This is a genomic window from Lentzea waywayandensis (genome assembly GCF_900115955.1).
GTDB lineage: Bacteria > Actinomycetota > Actinomycetes > Mycobacteriales > Pseudonocardiaceae > Lentzea > Lentzea waywayandensis.
Map to the genome: position 1 here is coordinate 172,874 of NZ_FOYL01000006.1, position 20,169 is coordinate 193,042.

The 20,169-nt window shown below is 68.3% G+C and carries 17 protein-coding genes and 1 pseudogene; 13 read left to right on the plus strand and 5 right to left on the minus strand.

Annotation, left to right across the window (positions count from 1 at the left end; genetic code table 11):
• Positions 1 to 3: 3 nt before the first annotated feature.
• Positions 4 to 420 carry a DUF485 domain-containing protein gene (locus BM417_RS24005; RefSeq protein ID WP_093598522.1) on the minus strand — a complete coding sequence of 139 codons (417 nt, stop codon included), beginning with the start codon at positions 418 to 420 and terminating at the stop codon, positions 4 to 6.
• Between the two features lie 296 nt (positions 421 to 716).
• Between BM417_RS24005 and BM417_RS24010 the strand changes: the two are divergent.
• The 13 genes and pseudogenes from BM417_RS24010 to surE form a co-directional block, all read left to right on the plus strand.
• A pseudogene (locus BM417_RS24010) lies at positions 717 to 2,045 on the plus strand (OFA family MFS transporter); the annotation flags it as partial.
• 125 nt (positions 2,046 to 2,170) lie between these two features.
• Positions 2,171 to 2,296, plus strand: coding sequence for an MFS transporter small subunit (locus tag BM417_RS49900; RefSeq protein ID WP_281251347.1), 126 nt, complete (start codon positions 2,171 to 2,173; stop codon positions 2,294 to 2,296).
• A complete protein-coding gene (locus BM417_RS24015) occupies positions 2,296 to 4,374 on the plus strand; it encodes a sensor histidine kinase (protein WP_093598528.1) in 2,079 nt (692 codons plus the stop codon). Before BM417_RS49900 ends, BM417_RS24015 begins: the two co-directional genes overlap by 1 nt.
• On the plus strand, positions 4,371 to 4,769 hold the full coding sequence (locus BM417_RS24020; protein ID WP_093598531.1) for a roadblock/LC7 domain-containing protein: 399 nt from the start codon (positions 4,371 to 4,373) through the stop codon (positions 4,767 to 4,769). Before BM417_RS24015 ends, BM417_RS24020 begins: the two co-directional genes overlap by 4 nt.
• The gene (locus tag BM417_RS24025; RefSeq protein ID WP_093598534.1) at positions 4,766 to 5,299 is read left to right on the plus strand and encodes a DUF742 domain-containing protein; all 534 of its coding nucleotides are present in this window, start codon (positions 4,766 to 4,768) and stop codon (positions 5,297 to 5,299) included. Before BM417_RS24020 ends, BM417_RS24025 begins: the two co-directional genes overlap by 4 nt.
• 57 nt (positions 5,300 to 5,356) lie before the next feature.
• On the plus strand, positions 5,357 to 5,944 hold the full coding sequence (locus BM417_RS24030; RefSeq protein WP_093599294.1) for a nitroreductase family protein: 588 nt from the start codon (positions 5,357 to 5,359) through the stop codon (positions 5,942 to 5,944).
• Positions 5,935 to 8,868: an AfsR/SARP family transcriptional regulator gene (locus BM417_RS24035; protein ID WP_218164539.1), complete on the plus strand. Its 2,934-nt coding sequence runs from the start codon at positions 5,935 to 5,937 to the stop codon at positions 8,866 to 8,868. Before BM417_RS24030 ends, BM417_RS24035 begins: the two co-directional genes overlap by 10 nt.
• Positions 8,869 to 9,077: 209 nt before the next feature.
• The gene (locus tag BM417_RS24040) at positions 9,078 to 11,108 is read left to right on the plus strand and encodes a tetratricopeptide repeat protein (protein WP_093598540.1); all 2,031 of its coding nucleotides are present in this window, start codon (positions 9,078 to 9,080) and stop codon (positions 11,106 to 11,108) included.
• A gap of 360 nt (positions 11,109 to 11,468) precedes the next feature.
• Positions 11,469 to 12,017 (plus strand): Uma2 family endonuclease, encoded by a 549-nt coding sequence (locus BM417_RS24045; protein ID WP_093599297.1) that lies wholly within the window; start codon positions 11,469 to 11,471, stop codon positions 12,015 to 12,017.
• A gap of 144 nt (positions 12,018 to 12,161) precedes the next feature.
• Positions 12,162 to 14,315 (plus strand): terpene synthase family protein, encoded by a 2,154-nt coding sequence (locus BM417_RS24050; RefSeq protein ID WP_093598543.1) that lies wholly within the window; start codon positions 12,162 to 12,164, stop codon positions 14,313 to 14,315.
• 90 nt (positions 14,316 to 14,405) lie between these two features.
• Positions 14,406 to 15,494 carry an FAD-dependent monooxygenase gene (locus tag BM417_RS24055; protein WP_093598546.1) on the plus strand — a complete coding sequence of 363 codons (1,089 nt, stop codon included), beginning with the start codon at positions 14,406 to 14,408 and terminating at the stop codon, positions 15,492 to 15,494.
• Between the two features lie 128 nt (positions 15,495 to 15,622).
• A complete protein-coding gene (locus BM417_RS24060) occupies positions 15,623 to 17,323 on the plus strand; it encodes a family 20 glycosylhydrolase (RefSeq protein ID WP_281251351.1) in 1,701 nt (566 codons plus the stop codon).
• 61 nt (positions 17,324 to 17,384) lie between these two features.
• Complete coding sequence (gene surE, locus BM417_RS24065) at positions 17,385 to 18,131, plus strand: 5'/3'-nucleotidase SurE (protein WP_093598552.1); 747 nt, start codon at positions 17,385 to 17,387, stop codon at positions 18,129 to 18,131.
• Here surE and BM417_RS24070 read toward each other — a convergent pair.
• The 4 genes from BM417_RS24070 to BM417_RS24085 all read right to left on the minus strand — a co-directional run bounded on the left by BM417_RS24070 (position 18,094) and on the right by BM417_RS24085 (position 20,162).
• The gene (locus tag BM417_RS24070; RefSeq protein ID WP_093598555.1) at positions 18,094 to 18,423 is read right to left on the minus strand and encodes a hypothetical protein; all 330 of its coding nucleotides are present in this window, start codon (positions 18,421 to 18,423) and stop codon (positions 18,094 to 18,096) included. The genes surE and BM417_RS24070 overlap by 38 nt on opposite strands.
• Before the next feature lie 6 nt (positions 18,424 to 18,429).
• On the minus strand, positions 18,430 to 18,825 hold the full coding sequence (locus BM417_RS24075; protein ID WP_093598558.1) for a DUF5313 family protein: 396 nt from the start codon (positions 18,823 to 18,825) through the stop codon (positions 18,430 to 18,432).
• The gene (locus tag BM417_RS24080) at positions 18,822 to 19,271 is read right to left on the minus strand and encodes a MarR family winged helix-turn-helix transcriptional regulator (RefSeq protein ID WP_093598561.1); all 450 of its coding nucleotides are present in this window, start codon (positions 19,269 to 19,271) and stop codon (positions 18,822 to 18,824) included. The genes BM417_RS24075 and BM417_RS24080 overlap by 4 nt, the downstream gene beginning before the upstream one ends.
• A gap of 66 nt (positions 19,272 to 19,337) precedes the next feature.
• Positions 19,338 to 20,162 (minus strand): alpha/beta fold hydrolase, encoded by an 825-nt coding sequence (locus BM417_RS24085; protein WP_093598564.1) that lies wholly within the window; start codon positions 20,160 to 20,162, stop codon positions 19,338 to 19,340.
• Between the last annotated feature and the right edge of the window lie 7 nt (positions 20,163 to 20,169).

The window sequence follows — 20,169 nt, forward strand, 5'->3', positions numbered from 1 at the left end:
GCCTTACTCCTCGACGCCTGTCATCTCTGCGAGCAATTGGCGCTGCGGGTCCAGCCGTCGCTTTGCGTAACGGGCATAACCGAGCGTGATGATGATCGAAGTCACAAACTGTCCGAGGCCCAGCAGGATCCCGAGGTTGATCACCCCGATCACCTTGGTGCTGACGAAGTCTTTCGCGTACGCGGACAGCAGTACGAACGTCAGGTACGACGAGAGGAAAAGCGCGGTCATCGGGAAGATGAACGTCGTGAGTCGTCGACGCAGGACGCGGAATTCGTCGGTCTGCCGAATGAGCTCGAACTTCGGGTTGCCGTCGGAATCGACGTACGACAAAGTCTCGGGGTCGTCGAACGACGCGAAACCCCGTATTTCCCGGTACTCGTGCTGCGCTTCGCCAGGCGACCTCATCGCCTTGGTCATGTACCCCTGCCCCTCGTGTGCGGCGCCTACTGTAGCGCTCTCACGTGTGCAGTCAACGTCGCAGAGTGCGCGGAAACGGACGAAACCGGACCAATGCCGGGCACTGATCGGACTGAAACCGGACTGAAACCGGGTAACCATTCGTCTCAAATGGTACGTCCCGGGCTTTGTCTCAAGTGGAGAGTCCGAGGTTGCGTCGTGTGCAACACCTGAAGCCTTGGTCAAGCCCGTTGTCGCACGTGTGCACCTGGCCTAGGATCGATCGGTCCGCGTATTTGGTGACGGTTGGGGATAAAGTGGGGTTCTTAGCGCGCGAACGCCAAGTCGCGCCTCCCGGATGGAACCGCTGGCTCGTTCCGCCCGCAGCACTGGCGATTCATCTCTCCATTGGCCAGGCCTACGCCTGGAGCGTCTTCAAGACTCCCCTGGAGAAAACTCTCGGCATCACCGGGACGCAGTCCGCACTGCCGTTCCAGCTCGGCATCGTGATGCTGGGACTCTCCGCCGCGGTGCTCGGCACGACGGTCGAGCGCAGGGGTCCGCGCTGGGCCATGCTGATGTCCCTGATCGCGTTCTGCTCCGGCCTGCTGATCTCGGCGGTCGGCGTGTGGGCCGGTCAGTACTGGGTCGTCGTCCTCGGCTACGGCCTCGTCGGCGGTATCGGTCTCGGCATCGGCTACATCTCGCCGGTGTCCACGCTGATCAAGTGGTTCCCCGACCGGCCGGGCATGGCGACCGGCATCGCGATCATGGGCTTCGGCGGCGGAGCGTTGATCGCGTCACCGTGGTCGACCTCGATGCTGACGGCGTTCGGCGCCACGTCGACGTCGGGCATCGGCAAGGCCTTCCTCGTGCACGGCATCGCCTACGCGGTCTTCATGAGCGTCGGCGTGCTGCTGATCCGCCTGCCCTCCAAGGAGTTCACGGCGGAGAAGGAGGCGCTGCTCAAGGACCGGCCGAAGGCCACCGTGGGCTTCAACGTCTCCGCGAACAACGCGATCAAGACGCCGCAGTTCTGGCTGCTGTGGGTCGTGCTGTGCTTCAACGTCACCGCGGGCATCGGCATCCTGGAGAAGGCCGCGCCGATGCTGGTCGACTTCTTCAAGGAGTCCTCGACGCCCGTGGCCGCGACCGCCGCCACCGGTTTCGTCGCACTGCTCTCCGCCGCGAACATGGCCGGCCGGTTCATCTGGTCGTCCACTTCGGACATCGTGGGCCGCAAGAACATCTACCGCCTCTACCTCGGCGTCGGCGCGCTGCTCTACCTGGTGCTGCTGACCGTCGGCTCGACCAGCACCCCGCTGTTCGTGATCGCGGCGATGGTGATCCTGTCGTTCTACGGCGCGGGCTTCGCGACCGTCCCGGCGTACCTGCGCGACCTGTTCGGCACCTACCAGGTCGGCGCGATCCACGGTCGCCTGCTGACCGCGTGGTCGGTGGCGGGCGTGCTCGGGCCGCTGATCGTCAACGCCATCGCGGACGCGGGCAAGAAGGCCGGGCACGTCGGTCCTGACTTGTACGCGACGTCGTTCTACATCATGATCTCGCTGCTGGTCGTCGGTTTCGTCGCGAACGAGTTGATCCGCCCGGTCGACCCGAAGTTCCACGAGCCGAAGGCGGCCGAGGAGACCGAGAAGCCCTCGCCCAAGGACGACGACGAGGCCACGGTCGCGAAGTGGAACGAAGCCGAGGCCGCCGACGTTGCCGAGACGGCTGCTGACAAGGAAGACGCGGAAGGCGTGGTGAAGAAGTGAGCTCACCCCTGGAGAACCGATCGAGCACGGTGCTGCTGATCGGCGCGTGGCTGTGGGTGGGCCTGCCGCTCGCCTACGGCCTGTACCGGCTCTTCCTGAACGCGGCCAAGCTCTTCGTCTGATGTTCAACGCGCTCGTCAACTGGCGCAACTGGCGCCTGCCGGTGAAGCTCGCCGCGGTGTTGATCGTTCCGGTCACCATCGCGGTGGGCTCCGGCGTACTGCAGATCAATTCACAGATTGATCGTGCCGAGTCCTACGCGGCACTCCAGCGACTGGTGAAGGTCCGCGCCGCTCTGATCCCCGTGATCGAGGGCGTGCAGGCGGAACGGCGGATCGTCGCCGAGGGCGTCGGCCCGCAACTCCTCGCCGAACAGGCCAAGCGCACCGACGACGCCCGCGCGGCGTTGCGCGACGAGATCGCGAAGACCTCGCTCGGCGAGGTCGTGACCGCCCGCATGAGCGACGTGCAGGGCAGGATCGGCGACCTGGCGGCGTTGCGCGAGCGGACCGACGACGTTCCCGCCGTGATCAAGACCTACAGCGAGCTCACCGAGTCGTTGCTCGACGTGGACGAGGTGATCGCCAGCGAGTTCGGCGACGCCGCGCTGCTGCGCACGGCCATGGGTCTGCACCACGTCGTGCACGTGCGGGACCAGGTCCTCTACCAGCAGGCGGTCGTGCTGTCCGGGCTCACCCGCGGCCAGCTGACGACCGCCGAGGTGCGGGCGCTGGTCGAGTCGAACGTCAAGCTCGGCTACATCGCGGGCGAGTTCGCCGCGCTCGCGACCTCGGACCAGCTCAAGACCTACGGCAAGAACTTCAACGGCCCGGACATCGAGGCCCAGCGCACGATGCTGGCCGCCGCGGTGCTGCACCCGACCTCGGACGCGCCGAGCACCGGCAACAACAGGCCGAGGCCGTTGCCGATCGCGGCGGCGGACTGGACCAAGGCGTCGGGCGCCGTCGTGACGTCGATGGACGGCGTGGTGCAGGGTCTGCAGAACGACCTGCGCGACACCGCGAACCGCCTGCGCGACGAGAGCAGCGACGCGGCCGGAACGGCGTCCGCGATCCTGTTCGCCAGCCTGATCCTGGCCGGCACCATCGGGTTCGTCGTCGGCCGCTACCTGCTGCGCTCGCTGAACGCGCTGCGCCGCTCCGCGCTCGACGTGGCGTGGGAGAAGCTTCCCGAGATGGTCGCGACCGGACGCGGCAGCACCGAGATCGAGCGCGTGCCGGTGGACACCACCGAGGAGTTCGGCCAGGTGGCGCGCGCGTTCGACGAGGTGCACCAGCAGGCCGTCAAGTCGGTCATCGAACAGGCCGGCATGCGCGCGAACATGCGCAACATCTTCGTGAACCTCTCGCGGCGCAGCCAGAGCCTCGTCGAACGCCAGCTCAAGCTGATGGAGGAGCTGGAGAAGTACGAGGAGGACCCGGACCAGCTCGCGAACCTCTTCAAGCTCGACCACCTCGCCACCCGCATGCGCCGCAACAACGAGAACCTGATGGTGCTCTCCGGCGGCGACGTGGCCCGGCGGTTCCACAAGCCGATCCCGCTCACCGACGTGCTGCGCGCGGCGGCCGCGGAGATCGAGCAGTACCAGCGGGTCATGGTGCACACGGCGCCCAACGCCGAGGTCGTCGGTTATGTGGCGAGCGACCTCGTTCGACTGCTGGCCGAACTTCTTGACAACGCGACGGCGTTCTCGCCGCCGCACACCCAGGTCTCGATCAGCGCGTCGATCGAGGCGGGCGACATCGTGCAGATCGACGTGGTCGACCACGGCATCGGCATCGACCCCGAGGCACTCGCGGGCGTGAACCAGCGCCTGGAGGCCGCAGGGGAGGGCATGGACGTCCAGGTGTTCCGCGAAATGGGACTTTTCGTCGTCGGCAGGCTCGCCGCACGCCACCAGATCGTGGTACGTCTGGACGCCAAACAGGGCCAAGGGACTCGCGCGATCGTGTTGGTTCCGGCCGAACTGGCACCAAGGCGGGAAGAGTCCTGGGAGTCTTTCCGAGGGGAGACGATCGAACGGCAGCAGGCTTCGTGGTTCCAGCAGACGACGCCGGCCGCCGCACCGCCGCCTCCCCCCGCACCCGCACGTCAGACGCCGGAATCGGCCCGGGGCTTCCTCGACGCCTTCCAGCGTGGTGTGCAGCGCGGCCTTCCCGACCACCAGGAGAGTCGATGAGCACGCAGGTGGACCAGTTCGGCTGGCTGGTCACCAACTTCGCCGAACGCACACCAGGCATCGAGCACGCCGTGGTGATCTCGGCCGACGGCTTGGTGTTGATCTCGTCCTCGAAGCTGCCCGAACACGTCGCACCGCAGTTCGCGGCGATCGTGGCGGGCGTGGTCTCGCTGGCCGACTCCGCGTCGAAGTGCTTCGCCGGTGAGTCGGTCGTGCGCACCGTCGTGCAGATGGACCGGGGCGTGATGCTGTTGTCGGCGATCAGCGACGGCTCGGTCCTCGCGGTGCTGGCGTCGTCCTCGGCGGACGTCGCGCAGATCGCGTACGAGATGACCGTGGTCGTGCGGCAGGTGGGCCAGCTGCTCACGCCGGAACTGCGGGCAGAGCTGGCATGAGCAGAGAGCCTGACGATCAGGTCAACTTCGGTGATCTGATCAGCGGTTTCAGCTTCGACAGCGAACGGATCCGCAAGCGCGGCAAGAAGAAGGGCCAGCGCGCACCGGAACCCCCGCCGGAGCAGCCGGACCCGTACGCCACGGCGCCGTTCGAACCGGTCCCGCCGCTGCCGTCGATCGAGGACGGCATCGACACGTCGTCGTCGATCGTGCGCGCCTACGCGTGGACGGGCGGCCGCACCACGTCCGACGTGCATCTGGAGATCGAGACGCTGGTCTCGGTCAACGAGTTCTCGGCCACCGCCGTGCGCCCGGAGCACCAGGACGTGCTGGCCCTGTGCTCGCAGCCGCGTTCGGTGGCGGAGATCGCCGCCCTGCGCGGGCTGCCGCTGGGCGTCACCAAGGTGCTGCTCGGTGACATGGCCGGGCACGGGCTGATCGACGTGCACCGCACGGCGTCGTCCTACGGCGGCGACCGGCCGGACGGGATGCTGCTCGAACGCGTGCTGGCGGGTCTGCGGAGGCTCTAGCCCTCGGGGACGGCCCGGCCGCTGATACGGTCGTGGCTCGACTATCTGGGGGTAGCGATGGAGTTCCAGGACGTGGTCCGCCGCCGGCGGATGGTGCGCAAGTTCACCGACGAGCCGGTCAGCGAGGAGAGCGTTCAGCGGATCATGCGCAACGCCGTGCGCGGCCCGTCCGCCGGGTTCTCGCAGGGCCAGGGCTTCCTCGTCCTGCAGGGGGAGCCGCTGAAGCGGCTCGCCGAGATGTTCGAGTGGTGGGGCGGGGAAGAGGCGAAGACGGCCCCGGTCGTCGTCATCCCGTTCTCGTCCAAGCAGGTCTACCTCGACCGGTACGCGCAGCCCGACAAGGCCTGGGCCGGTCTCACCGAGGAACGCTGGCCCGTGCCCTACTGGGACATTGACACCGGCATGGCCGCGTTGCTGATCCTGCAGACGGCCGTGGACGAGGGGCTGGGTGCGGTGTTCTTCGGCACGGAGAAGGAGACGTGGCCGGAGTTGCGCGCGGCGTTCGGCGTGCCGGACACGTACGTGCCGATCGGCATGATCGCGATCGGGCACTCGGCGGAGGAGGGCGTCTCCGAGGGTGCCTCGCCGCTGCGGCGCAAGCGCAAGGCGTTCGACGAGGTCGTGCACTGGGGTCAGTGGACGTGAGATCGTTCGGCCTGCTCGGGCCGCTGGACGTGGTGCTCGACGGGCGCCACGTCCACATCCCGCCCGGTAAACGGCGGGTGGTGCTCGCAGCCTTGTTGCTGCGCCCCGGTCAGGTCGTCGGGGTGGACGAGCTCGTCGAGTTGGCCGGTGGCTCGCGCAACGCCCTGCAGACCACCGTCGGCCGGCTGCGCGAGGTGTTGCCGGGGCTGGTGCTGACCAAGCCGGGCGGATACCTGCTGGACGTGCTGCCCGACGAGGTCGACGTGCACCGGTTCGACCGGCTGGAGCCACGCGAGGCGCTGGCGCTCTGGCGCGGGCGCCCGTTCGCGGACATCGGCAGCGACGCACTCGAACGCGACCACGTGCCCGCGTTGACCGAGAAGTACCTCGCGACGTTGGAAGCGCGGATCGAGACCGACCTGCGCGACGGCGAGCACGAGCGGCTGGTGCCCGAACTGCGCTCGCTCACCCGCCAGAACCCGACCAGGGAACGGATGTGGGCCCAGCTGATCGTGGCGCTGCACCGCTGCGACCGGCAGACCGAGGCGTTGCAGGCCTACGACGACATCCGCGGCAGGCTCGCCGGGGAGCTCGGCCTCGATCCCGGCAAGGACCTGCAGAAAGCCCACCAGCAGGTGCTCACGGCCGACAACCGCCCGCGTGCCCGCAACGACCTGCCCGGCGACATCGCCGACTTCGCGGGCCGCGCCTCCGACCTGGACGAGATCCTCGCCGCCGTGCCGTCCGGGTGCGTCGCGATCACCGCGATCGACGGCATGGCGGGCATCGGCAAGACCACGATCGCGGTCCGCGCCGCCCACCGGCTGGCCGCCCGCTTCCCCGACGCGCAACTGTTCGTGGACCTGCACTCCTACACCGCGGGCGTCGAGCCGCGCACCCCGTCCGACGCGCTGCTGGCGTTGCTGACCGCACTCGGCGTGCCCGCGCAGGACATCCCGGACGGCCTGGACGCCCGCGCCGCCCGGTGGCGGGCGGAAATGGCGCACCGCAAGGCACTCGTCGTGCTCGACAACGCGGGCAGCACCTCCCAGGTCCGCCCGTTGCTGCCCGGCACCGGCCTGGTGCTCGTCACCAGCAGACGCCGGCTCGTCGACCTGGACGCCGCGCACACGATCTCACTGGACGTGCTGTCGGAAGCGGACTCCCTGAACCTGCTCGCGAGCATCATCGGCCGCGCGAAGCTCGACCAGGACGTGGACTCCGCGCGCGAGATCGTCCGGCTCTGCGGCTACCTGCCCCTGGCCGTCCGGATCGTCGGTGCCCGCTGGCGCACCAGACCCGCGTGGTCCGCGCAGGACCTGACCCGCCGCCTCACCGGGCAACGGCTGAGCGAGCTGACCGCGGGCGAACGCAGCGTCGCGGACGCGTTCACCCTGTCCTACCAGCAACTCACGCCCGAGCAGCAACGCCTGTTCCGGCGCCTCGGCCTGCACACCGGCGAGGACTTCGACGCCTACCTGGCCGCGGCGGTCGTCGGCACGACGCGGGCCGAGGCCGAACGGCTGCTGGAAGAGCTCCTGGACGCACATCTCGTGCAGCAGAAGGAGAACGGTCGCTACCGGTTCCACGACCTCCTGGCGGACCACGCCAAAGCCAGCGTGGAGGAGGACGAGAGGGTAGAGGCCGTCACCCGCGTCCTAGACCACTACCTGCACAACGCCGCCGCTTCCGCACAGAAGATCGCGCCCGGCCGCCCGCAGATCCATTCGGCCGCCACGTACGTGCCGGTCGACCCACCCTTGTTCGCCACGCCGGTCGAGGCACTGGCGTGGCAGGAGACGGAGCGGTCGAACCTCAGGGCCGCCGTCTACCTGGCCGCGTACGAGGGGTACTACCAGCACGCTTGGCAGCTGCCGCACCACTTCGCGCACTTCCTGCTCCTGCGCGGATCCGGCCGTGAACGAGTCGAGGTGCAGAGCGTCGCGCTGGCGGCCGCACGCCACCTCGGTGACCTCAAGGCACGCGCGGAAGCGTTGCGGGGCTTGGGATCGGCGTACAAGGACGACAACAATCCGAAGGCGGAGGAGCACCTGCGCGAGGCACTCGGCCTGATGCGGCAGATCGGCGACCTGCGCGGTGAGGCGTCGACGCTGGGGTTGCTCGGCATGATCGCGCGAGAACGGCGCGAGTACGACAAGGCGATGCTGTACTTCGAACGCGGTGTCGTGCTGATGCGGCATGTGGGCGCTCAGACCGGGGAAGCGAACGCGCTGCACAACATCGGCATCGTCCACGCCGAGCGCGGAGAGACCGGCCAGGCCCTCGCGCACCTGCAGGAGGCGGTCACCCTGCTGGAAGCGCACGGCGACGTCCGGGCCTCCGCGATGACGTTGCACGACATGGCCCACGTGCACTTCGACGCGTTCAACGACGAAGAGAGCCTGAACTTCTCGGAGCGGTCGCTGGCCGCCTACCGGGAGTCCGGGGACCGGCGTGGTGAAGCGCTCGCTCTGGCCGACTTCGCGTACTGGCGGTACGCGATGGGCGACCTCGCCGCCGCCGGCAGGACGGCGCGTGAGGTGGGCAGGCTGTGCCGGGCGTACATGATCCTGCCGGACGACCACGCAGTGCTGGCCGCGATGGAGGACGTGCGCGACCACTTCGGCCAGGTCGCGCTGCTCGTGTCCCTGTCGCTCGACGCACACGCGGCGGGCCGGTTGTCCGAGGCGCTCGGCCACGTCCGGCGGTGTCTGGCCGTGGTCAGGTCGACCAGCCAGTGGTGGAGCGAGAACCGCCTGCTCGGGCAGCTCTCCACCCTGCACTTGGCGCTCGGCGATCGCGACGCCGCCGTGCGGTACGGCGAGAAGGCGGTCACGGCCGCCGAGCAGCTGGGTCAACCCAGGGCCGTCGCCGTGGCGAAGCAGGCCCTCGCTACAGCGTCAGCCCCAGCGCCACCAGCGTGATCACGGCCGCCGCCAGCACGGCGAAGGCCACCCACTGCCGCACCCTGTCACCTGTCGTGCGCATCCCCGGCTCCCCTCGGTGGTGTTGCCACCGAGGGTCGTGAAGCCCGTCCCCATCTCGTCCCCACCGCGATCACACGGCCGGTGAAGCCGCGGGAATTCTGTGTGAAACTGAATTCCGACTGACGGTCTCCGGCGAAGGGAGCGGTGTGCAGACCGCGCTGTTCCCACGCCCCCACCAGCTCCCCGCGGCTGTCGCCGACTTCGTGGGGCGGGAGGAACTGCTCCAGTCCGTCGTCGACCGGATCATCCCGTTTGCGCAGGTGGTGCTGCTGACCGGACCGGTCGGCACCGGCAAGACGACGCTCGCCGTGCACGCCGCGCACCGGGTCGCGAACGGTCACTTCCCGGACGGTCAGCTGTTCGTGCGGCTGCGCGGCACGACGCCGTACGAGGTGCTAGGCCGGTTCCTCACCGCGTTCGGGCTGCCCGCTCCCGGAGATTTCGCCGCCCGGCTGAGCGCCTATCGAGACGCTGTCGTGCGCCAGTCGCTTCTGCTGGTGCTGGACGACGCGACGTGCGTCGACCAGGTGAAGCCGTTGCTGCCGCACGCACCTGGATGCGCGGTGCTCGTGACTTCCCGGCACACCTTGAAGTTGCCCCACGTCGTCGAGGTCGGTCCGTTGGAGCCCGCGCAGGCGATGATGTTGCTGGGCAACCAGATCGGCCCTGACCGGCTGGCCGCCCAGGACGCCGGGGAACTGGTGGCCGCTTCGGACTGCCTGCCGCTCGCGGTGCGGATCGCCGGCGCGGTGCTCGCGGCCCGTCCGCACTGGCCTCTCGCCCTGCTGACCGACCGGCTGCGCGAATCGCGGCTGGAAGCCTTGTCGTACGGCGGTTTGTCGGTCCGGGCGAGGCTGGAGGAGACGGCGGGGGACCTGAGCCCGCCCGCCCGCCGGCTGCTCGGTCTGCTCGCGGACGTGGGCGCGCGGCGGTTGCCGTCCTGGGCGCCGGTGGCGGCGTTCGGTGACGTGCGCGGACAGTCCGCTGTGGACGAACTGGTGTCGGCGCACCTCGTCTCGGTCAGCGAGGACGGCTACGCGGTGCCGGAGCTGGTGCGGGAGTTCGCGGCGGGCCGGTCCGACGCCGGCGAGGCCCTGCGGCGCGTGCTCGGTGGCTGGCTGTACCTGCTGGACCAGGCCCGCACAGCGTTGTATGGCGGCGACTTCTCCGTCATACGCGGCTGTTCGGCACGCGAGGTGGTGCGGCCGGATCGGGCCCTCCGGGCCGATCCGCTGGCATGGCTGGAGTCCGAACGGGAAAGCCTGTGCGACGCGGTCGACCTGGCCGCCGAGGCCGACCTGGACGAACCGGCCTGGGAACTGGCGCACCGGCTGGTGACGTTCTTCGAGGCGCGCACCGACTTCGAAGGCTGGCAGCACACGCACGACATCGCGCTGGCGGCGTGCGAGAGGGCGGGCAACCGGCGCGGCGCGGCCGTACTGCACTGCTCGCTCGCCTCGTTGCACATCAGCCAGAGCCGCTACGACCTCGCGCACGAGATGACCTTGCGGGCCAAGGACTTCTTCGAGGACCACGACGATCTTGCCGGCCTCGGGCTCGTCTACCGCAACCTCGGCATCGTCGCCCGCTCGTCCGGCGAGCTCGCCGCCGCCCGCCGCTGGTACCAGCGCGCGCTCGCGGTCTACGAGCGGTTCACCGACCCGGTCGGCGAGGCGTCCGTGCTCCAGAACCTCGCCCAGATCGACCTGTACGACGGGGACCCCGCCGGTGCGCGGGAACGCCTGAGCGCCGCGCTGGCCGCGTGCGACGGAGCCGGACCCGCGCGGGTCCTGGCGCAGATCAACTACCGCCTGGGCAAGCTGCTGGCCGTGGACGGACGGCACGACGAGGCGTTCGACGTGCTGACCGTCGCGCTCGACCTGGCCCGCACCGCACGGGACCGGCGCGGTGAGAGCTTCGTGCTGTACGCGTTGGGGCGCAACGAGTTCGCGCGCTGCCGGATGGGACCGGCGCGCACCCTTCTGCGCGAGGCGGCGGCCCTTTGCGAGGCGAACTTCGACGTCGTGGGCGCGGCCAGGGCACGACTGGAGCTGTCCCGCGTGCACCAGGCCTGTGGCGAGGTTCAACTCGCTGCCGAGCTGGAAGCGGCCGCCCGTGCGGTTTACTCGGAATTCGGTCTGAAACCGGTGCTGGGCGATTTGATCTTTCAGCCATAAGGTTGGTGTGAGGTATTGCTCCAACCGAGTGCTTGGCTCGCCCGTAAGATTCCGTTAGGGTCGCATTCGCGGACAATTGGCAGGGCGGGCGACGTTATCAAAAATCGCCCGAAAATTGATCAAAAATTAGTCACTTGTTCGTTTGCAACCATGACGCTGCTCCGTCTGGGTGGTGCCTTCCACGGCAGGACCAGCCGCTGCTCACCCTGCGGGACGGTGTTGACGGAGACGTGTGCGTGCAGTGGTGTGGGGTCGGCCAAAAGGGGCTTGCGAGTCGTGAGAATCGGACCAGTCTTGTCTAATGGCATCGCCGGTATCCGTCCGGCGGACAGTGGCCTCGACACGGGGGTGGAACGCACCATGGGTGGTGTCCCTACGTTTCCCCACGGCAGACCACTGACGTGGGCGGACCTGGAGGCGATGCCTGATGACGGGCACCGTTTCGAACTCGTCGACGGGGTGCTCGTCATGAGCCCCTCACCCCGCCCCGTGCACCAGCGGGTAGTCGCCCGACTGCTGGTGGCGCTGACCGCTGTCTGCCCACCGGAGCTGGAGGTCCTTCCCGCTCCGGTCGACGTCGTGCTCGCCGACGACACGGTCTTCATCCCCGACCTGGTGGTGGGCCGCCGCGAGCAGTTCTCGAAACAGGCGCTCATCGGGCCGCCGGTGCTGGCGGTCGAGGTCCTGTCGCCGCGCACGCGACACGTGGACCTCGAACTCAAGCGCGCGAAGTTCCAGGAAGTCGGCTGCGAGAACTACTGGATGATCGACTACGACAGTCCGTGGCTGCGGTGCCTGCACCTGGAGAACGGCGTCTACGTCGAACAGGCGAGGTCCGACGGCGAAGAGATCATCGAGTTGCAGTTCCCGTTCGCGGTGAAACTGAGCGCCCAGTCACTGGTGCGCTGAGTGTTCGCCGGTCGAAACCGACTGGGCTGAACGGGCGACACCGATCTACGAACGTGTGGATCAACGTTTCACCATCTGGCGTCCCCGCGCGTCGGGCTGGTTGCGTGCATCGCGACACGTCCACCGCGCGGAGGTCCAACGCACATGCAGCCGTTCCAGCTGCCGGAGTTCTACACGCCTCATCCGGCCAGGCTGAACCCGAACCTCGAACGCGCCCGCGTCCACACACGTGCCTGGGCGCACGAGATGGACATGATCGACGTGCCGCAGCACGGAACGGTGATCTGGACCGACGACGACCTCGAGTCCCACGACTACGCGTTGCTCTGCGCGTACACCCACCCCGACTGCGACGGTGAGACGCTCGACCTCGTCACCGACTGGTACGTGTGGGTCTTCTACTTCGACGACCACTTCGTCGAGCTCTACAAGCGCAACCCGGACATCAAGGGCGCGCAGGCCTACCTCGACCGGCTGCCGCTGTTCATGCCGGTCAACGGCGTGATCACCGAGACGCCGACGAACCCGGTCGAGAAGGGCCTCGCGGACCTCTGGCGCCGCACGGTCGCCAAGCACTCGCTCGACTGGCGCGAGCGGTTCGCCTCCAACACCAAGCACCTGCTCGACGAGTCGATGTGGGAGCTGCACAACATCAGTGCCCAGCGGCTCAGCAACCCCATCGAGTACATCGAGATGCGCCGCAAGGTCGGTGGAGCGCCGTGGAGCGCGAACCTGGTCGAGCACGCGGTCGGCCTCGAGGTGCCGGCGCCCATCGCCCTGTCCAGGCCCATCGGGGTCCTCAGGGACACGTTCAGCGACGCCGTGCACCTGCGCAACGACCTGTTCTCCTACGAGCGCGAGGTGCTCGACGAGGGCGAGCTGTCCAACAGCGTGCTGGTGTTCGAGAAGTTCCTCGACATCCCCACCCAGGACGCCGCGGAGGCCGTCAACGACCTGCTGACGTCCCGGCTGCACCAGTTCGAGCACACGGCGCTCACGGAGGTGCCGATCCTGCTGGACGAGCACGCCATCGACCCCATCGGGCGCGCGGCCGTCCTGGGCTACGTGAAGGGCCTGCAGGACTGGCAGGCGGGCGGCCACGAGTGGCACCTGCGGTCGTCGCGGTACATGAACAAGGGGGCCAAGACGGGTCTCTCGGCCACGAACATCCTCGGCTCGTACGCCAAGACCATGCCGCAACGACTCAAGCAGTTCAGCAGCACACCGAAGGTCGTCGAGCCGTACACGCTGCCGGAGTTCAAGACGCCCTTCACGCTGACCCTGTCGCCGCACCTCGACCAGGCGCGCGAGGAGGTCATCACGTGGGGCCGGGAGATGGGCATCCACGACGAGGGCATCTGGGACGAGGCCAAGCACCGGGGATTCGACCTCGCGCTGTGCTCGTCGGGGCTCGATCCGGACGCGACGCCGGAGGAGCTGTTCCTCTCGGCGGCCTGGCTCACCTGGGGCACCTACGCCGACGACGTCTACCCGTGGGTGTTCGGGCGGCTGCGGGACCTGGCCGGGTTGAAGATCCAGACCGCGCGGCTCAAGCAGTGCATGCCGCTGGACATGGTGCTGACCGTGGCGCCGGTCAACGCGATGGAACGCGGCCTGGCCGACCTGTGGCAGAAGACCGCCGGTCCCATGTCCGGCGAGTTCGGCGCGACGTTCCGGCAGACCGTGGACGACATGGTGGACGCGTGGGTGTGGGAGGTGGTCAACATCCAGCAGAACCGCGTGCCAGACCCGGTCGACTACCTGGAGATGCGGCGGTCGACGTTCGGTTCCGAGCTGACGACGTCCTTGTCGCGCTTTTCGCATTCGACGACGGTGCCGCCGGAGATCTGGGGAACCAGGGTCATCCAGACCATGGAGCGGTCGGCCATGGATTACTGCTGCCTGCTCAACGACGTCTTCTCGTACTTGAAGGAGATTCAGTACGAGGGCGAAGTGCACAACATGGTGAAGGTGATCGAGAACTTCCTCGGCGTTTCCCAGTCCCGCGCGTTCGAACTGACCTACGCGTTGATGGACGCCCGCCTCGGGCAGTTCATCGCCTCGGTCGACACGCACCTGCCGAAGATGTTCGACGACCTCTCACTGGACTCGGCCACGCGCGCGTCGCTGACCCGGTACGCCGACGAGCTGAAGGACTGGATCGTCGCGATCATCAACTGGCACAAGGGAACCAGCCGGTACGGCGAGGACGAGATCCGGACCCCGGTGAACTCGGGAGCGTTCAGCCAAGGCCCGTCGGGCATCGGTACGTCGGCCGCCCGGCTCCTCGCCCGGTAGTCGCTGTCAGGCGCTGACCGCCGACGGTCAGTGGACGGTCAGCGCCTGCCCGCACCTTGTGAGCAACACCGACTCACAGGGGGCAACACCATGAAGAACGTCCTGATCTCCGGCGCCAGCATCGGCGGACCCGCGCTCGCCTACTGGCTGCGCCGCAACGGTTTCAGCGTCACCGTGGTGGAGCGGTCGCGCGGCATGCGGCCCGGCGGGCAGGCCATCGACGTGCGCGGCCCGGCGCTGGAGGTCATCGAGCGCATGGGGCTCGGCGACCAGTTGCGGTCGTTCAGCACCAACATGCGCGGCATGAACGTGGTCGACGCAGACGGCAACGAGCTGTTCCGCTCCACCACGCACACCCTGAGCGGCGGCGACCTGTCGAGCCCCGACGTGGAACTCCTGCGCGACGACCTCGCCCGGATGCTCTTCGACGCGGCGGACGGCGTCGAGTACCTGTTCGACGACACGATCACCTCGATCGACGGCACCCGCGTCACGTTCGAGAAGGCGGCACCGCGCGACTTCGACGTCATCGTCGGCGCGGACGGCCTGCACTCCAACGTCCGCAGGCTCGTGTTCGGACCCGAGTCGGAGTTCATCACCCACCTCGGCATGAACCTCGCCGTCTTCACCGCGCCGAACTTCCTCGGGCTCGACCACTGGCAGACGTTCCAGCAGGGCGAGGTCGTCGGCGGCGGCATCATGAGCGCCCGGTCGAACGCGGAATGCCGTGTCTACATGGGTTTCAACGGCGTGACCGACTTCGACCACCGCGACGTCGACGCTCAGCGCACCCTGATCGCGGAGAAGTTCGCCGACGCCGGCTGGGCGTGGCCGACCGCGCTCAAGCACATGTGGGAGGCGCCGGACTTCCACTTCGACTCGATGAGCCAGATCCGGATGGACTCCTGGTCACGCGGCAACGTCGTGCTGCTCGGCGACGCCGGCTACTGCGGTTCGCCGTTGTCCGGGCAGGGCACCAGCATGGCCCTGGTCGGCGCGTACGTGCTCGCCGGTGAGCTCGCCAAGGACCCGTCGACCGCCTTCCAGCGCTACGAGGAGATCCTGCGGCCGTACGTGATCGCCAACCAGGACATGGCGTTGAAGAACCAGGCGAACGGCGGCGCGCCCACCGAGGAGTTCACGGACGTCGTCAACAGCCTCACCCTTCCGGCCTACTGAGCACGTCTCGAGCAAAGAATTGGCTCAGACCATTGACGACAAAAGGGATGTTTGAGCAGGCTGAAGGCAGGGCCGCCGCCCCCGACTCGTGAGGAGGAGCCGTGAGAACTCGCGCTCTCGCCGCGGTCATCGCTGTCACGGCAGCGTTGTCCGTCAGTGCGCAGTCGCAAGCCGCGGAACCACTGCAGAGCCTGGTGCCGGTCCCGGTGTCGGTGCAGGCCAGAAGCGGTGTCACGCACACCCTGACGGCAGCCACGAAGATCTACACAGCCCCTGCCGCGCGCGACGTCGGCACCTTCCTCGCCGGAGTCCTGCGGCCCTCGACCGGCTACGCCCTGCCGGTGTCCGACGCGACAGGAACCCCGGCGGACGGAATCTCGCTGCTGCTCTCGGGCGCGCCGGGCACGGTCGGCGACCAGGGCTACCAGCTCGACGTCGCGGCGAACTCCATCGTCTTGCGCGCCAACACGTCCGAGGGTCTCTTCACGGGCGTGCAGACGCTGCGGCAACTGTTGCCCGCCAAGGTGGAGAGCACGACCGCGCAAACCGGTCCGTGGACCGTGCCGGGCACGGTGATCGTCGACTACCCGCGGTTCTCCTACCGCGGCGCGATGCTCGACGTGGCCCGTCACTTCCACCCGGTCTCGACGGTCAAGCGCTACATCGACCAGCTGGCGCTCTACAAGATCAATTATTTCCACCTGCACCTGAGTGACGACCAGGGCTGGCGGATCGTGGTCGACAGCTGGCCGCGCCTCGCGACGTACGGCGGCAGCACGCAGGTCGGCGGCGGCCCCGGCGGTTACTACACCAAGGCGCAGTACAGCGAGATCGTGCAGTACGCGGCGTCGCGCAAGATCACGGTGATCCCCGAGATCGACATGCCGGGCCACACCAACGCCGCGCAGGCCTCGTACGCGGAGCTCAACTGCAACGGCCAGGCTCCGCCGCTGCGCACGGACATCGAGGTCGGCTATTCCTCGTTGTGCGTCAACAAGGAGATCACCTACCAGTTCGTCGAGGACGTGGTGCGCGAGATCGCGGCGCTCACGCCCGGCCCGTACTTCCACATCGGCGGCGACGAGGCCCACGCGACGTCGGACGCCGACTACCAGACGTTCATGAACCGCGCCCTGCCGATCGTGAAGAAGTACGGCAAGACCGTGCTCGGCTGGCACGAGTTCGTGAAGACCACGACCGACACCACGGCCATCCCGCAGTACTGGGGCACCTCGACGTCCAACGCGACGGTGCAGGCGGCGGTGGCGCGCGGCAACAAGGTCATCATGTCGCCCGCGAACAAGGCGTACCTGGACATGAAGTACAACTCCAGCACGCCTCTGGGCCTGTCGTGGGCCGGTCTGATCGAGGTGCAGACCGCCTACGAGTGGAACCCGGGAACGCACCTGAGCGGTGTCCCGGAGTCCGCGGTCCGCGGCGTCGAGGCTCCACTGTGGACAGAGACGCTGGTGACCGGGCGCGACATCGAGTTCATGGCGTTCCCGAGGCTCGGCGCGATCGCCGAACTGGCCTGGTCGCCGTGGTCGACGCACAACTGGGACCAGTTCAAGGTGCGCCTGGGCAACCAGGGCCCGCGCTGGACGACCATGGGCATCAACTTCTACAGGTCGACCCAGGTGCCGTGGGACACCGGCGGCCCGGGGCCCGGCCCGTGCACGCAGCCGGCGTGGGAGCGCGACAAGGTCTACACCGGCGGCAACGTGGTCTCGCACAACGGCCACAAGTGGACCGCGCAGTGGTGGACGCGGGGTGAGGAACCAGGCACCACCGGGCAGTGGGGAGTCTGGCGCGACGGCGGCGTCTGCTGATTGAGTTGTGAGGGCCGCGGGACTCTTCCCGCGGCCCTCACCACGTTCCACGGGGGTCCTGATGCGCGTGCTGGTCACCAACGACGACGGCATCGACTCGCCGGGGCTCTACGCGCTGGCCCGCGCGGCCTCGTCGCTCGGCTGGGAGGTGCTGGTCGCCGCGCCCTCGACGGAGGCGAGCGGAACCGGTACCAGCCTCGCCTCGGCCTCCGGGCGGAGCAGGATCCCGCTCGAACGACGGCAGGTCGACGGGTTCGAGGCGTTCGCCGTTCCTGGACATCCCGCGCTGATCTCGTTCATCGCCTGCCAGGGCGGCTTCGGCGAGCGGCCGGACCTGGTGCTGTCCGGTGTGAACCTCGGCGCGAACACCAGCACCGGCATCCTGCACTCCGGCACGGTCGGCGCCGCGCTGGCCGCGAGCGCGCGGGGAGTCTCGGCCCTGGCGGTGTCGCTGGACGTGGAATGGGACGGCTCCGCGCCCTTGTGGGACACGGCGACCGACGTCGCGCGGGCGGTGCTGCCGATGCTCGCGGAGATGCCGGCCGCGACCGTGCTCAACCTCAACGTGCCGAACGCCGCCACGGTCCGGGGAATCGAATGGGCGGACATCGCGCCGTCGAGCCCCTACCAGGTGCACTTCGAGTCGAACGGCGACGAGCTGAAGCTGCGGGCCGTCAAAACCGATCTGGAACCCGTGCCGGGCACCGAGATCGCGTTCCTGGCGGACGGTTACGCGGCGTTGACGCCGTTGCGCTCGGTGGCCGCCGCCTCTACGTCCGGTCTGCCTTCGCCGGCCTGGCCAGCGTGATCACCAGCCCGATCAGGGCCGTCCGCACCTCGAGAAAACTTTCGGTCGTCACGTCGTTGAGCGAGAAGGCCAGCGTCCCGAACGACACCAGCAGGAGGATTCCGTACATCCGCGCGAGGTCGTGCCGCCACGCCATCGCGACGCCCAGCGCCCCGACCCCGATCTGGATCACGTGGTAGTTCGGGTCCAATCCGAACACGTCGAACCAACCGAACGCGAGCTGTAACAAGCCTGCCGTGAGAGTGAGCGCCTGCGGCCTCGTGAACTCGAACTGATCGCTCAACAAGGCCATAGGTCTCTACCCTTCGGACCGCCGCCAGACCGCGTCGTACTTCGCTTGTCGTTCGCGGTCCCGCACAGCGTGTCGATCCCGGCGACCCTGAGTCGCCGAACCCCGTGGATACCCGTACTTCGTGAGCCGGTAATCCACGCTTTCGGGTGCATAGGAGAGCGCGAAGTACAGTCCTACAACGAAACCGAGCGCTCCGCACGCAATTGCGAGTGGCCACGCCGAGCCGAGTCCGAAGACCAGCACCAGCGTGATGGCCGTCGTCAGCGGCGTGACCTGCACAAGGCTGCGCACCGTGAAGCGCATCAACCACTTCGGACCGGTCACGTCCTCGAAGACGAACTCCCGGTACCTCTGCGGCAGCCTGCCGCCCGCGTAGTACCAGAGCTTCAGCGCGGGGTTCATCGGACGGCCTTGGCGATCACCTTGTGCAGCACCTGGTTCAGCTGCGCGAGCTCTTCGAACGTCATGTCGAGCTGCTCCACGACCTTGAAGGGGATCTTCAGCGCTTCTTTTCTCAGTTCCTGCCCGGCCTCGGTCAGGGTGAGCGCGAGCGCGCGCTCGTCGGCCTTGTCCCGCTGCCGCTCGACGTACCCGATCGCCTCGAGCCGCTTGAGCAGTGGGCTGAGGGTGCCGGGGTCGAGCTGAAGGACGTTGCTCAGGTCCTTGACGGTGCGCGGCGACCGCTCCCAGAGCGCCAGCATCACCAGGTACTGGGGATGCGTGAGGTTCAGCGGCTCCAGGATCGGGCGGTAGACCGCGATGACCGTCCGGCTGGCCACGGCCAGCGCGAAGCAGACCTGCCGCTCGAGTTCGAGCGGGTTCTCCGGGATACTTGGTGTACTAATCATTGGTGTACACACTAACTCGGAGGCGCGCTGAGATCCAAGAGGTGTGGCGCAGTGCTCAGACGTGGACTACTTCAGGGCTTCGGCGAGGACCTCGGCGGTGACGGCGGCGCCCGCGCGGGTCATCACGGTGCCGCCGTGGTCGACCTCGTTGATCAGCACGGGTTCGCGCAGAACGGGCAGCACGGTGCGGAACTCCTGCGCCTGCTCGACGGTGTAGGCGGGCGGGCTGTCCGGGCCGGTGCTCCACTCGGCGTGCACGAACCAGGTCGGCACGGTCAGTTCCTGCCAGCGCGACGTGCCGAAGACGACGTCGGTCGCGTCGGCGATCAGGGTGTCGGCAGACAGCCTCAGGTGGCCGTCGGCGGTCAGGTCGTGGGCGAAGTACTCGTGGATCAACGGGTCGGTCGCGTCGATCAGCGGGTTCACCACGGCCTGGACGCCGAGGTACTCGTCGACGGTCCAGGTGCGTTCGCGGGCGGCCAGTTGCGGGGCGAACGCGGCTGAGAGCAGTTCCTCGGTCATCTGGGCGTGGGCGGGCATGGGGAAGCCGCCGTCCACGAGCACGAGGGTGCGCACGCGGTCCGGGTGGCGCACGGCCAGGTCGACGGCCACGTACGCGCCCATCGACATGCCGCACACGGTGACGGTTGCGAGGTCCAGGGCGTCGAGCACGCGGACCATGTCGTCGGCGTGCTGCCTGATGGACGCGCCGGGGACCTCGAAGCTGTCGCCGCGGCCGCGCAGGTCCGGTGCGATGAGGGAGAAGTGGTGCGCCGCCACCCAGTTCCACAGCTTGCGGCTGCCGCTGACGCCGTGGATCGCCAGCGCGGGCGGGGTGTCGCCGTCGTGGATCTCGACGGCCAGGTCGCCACCGGCTACCGGAACGAACATGCGGACT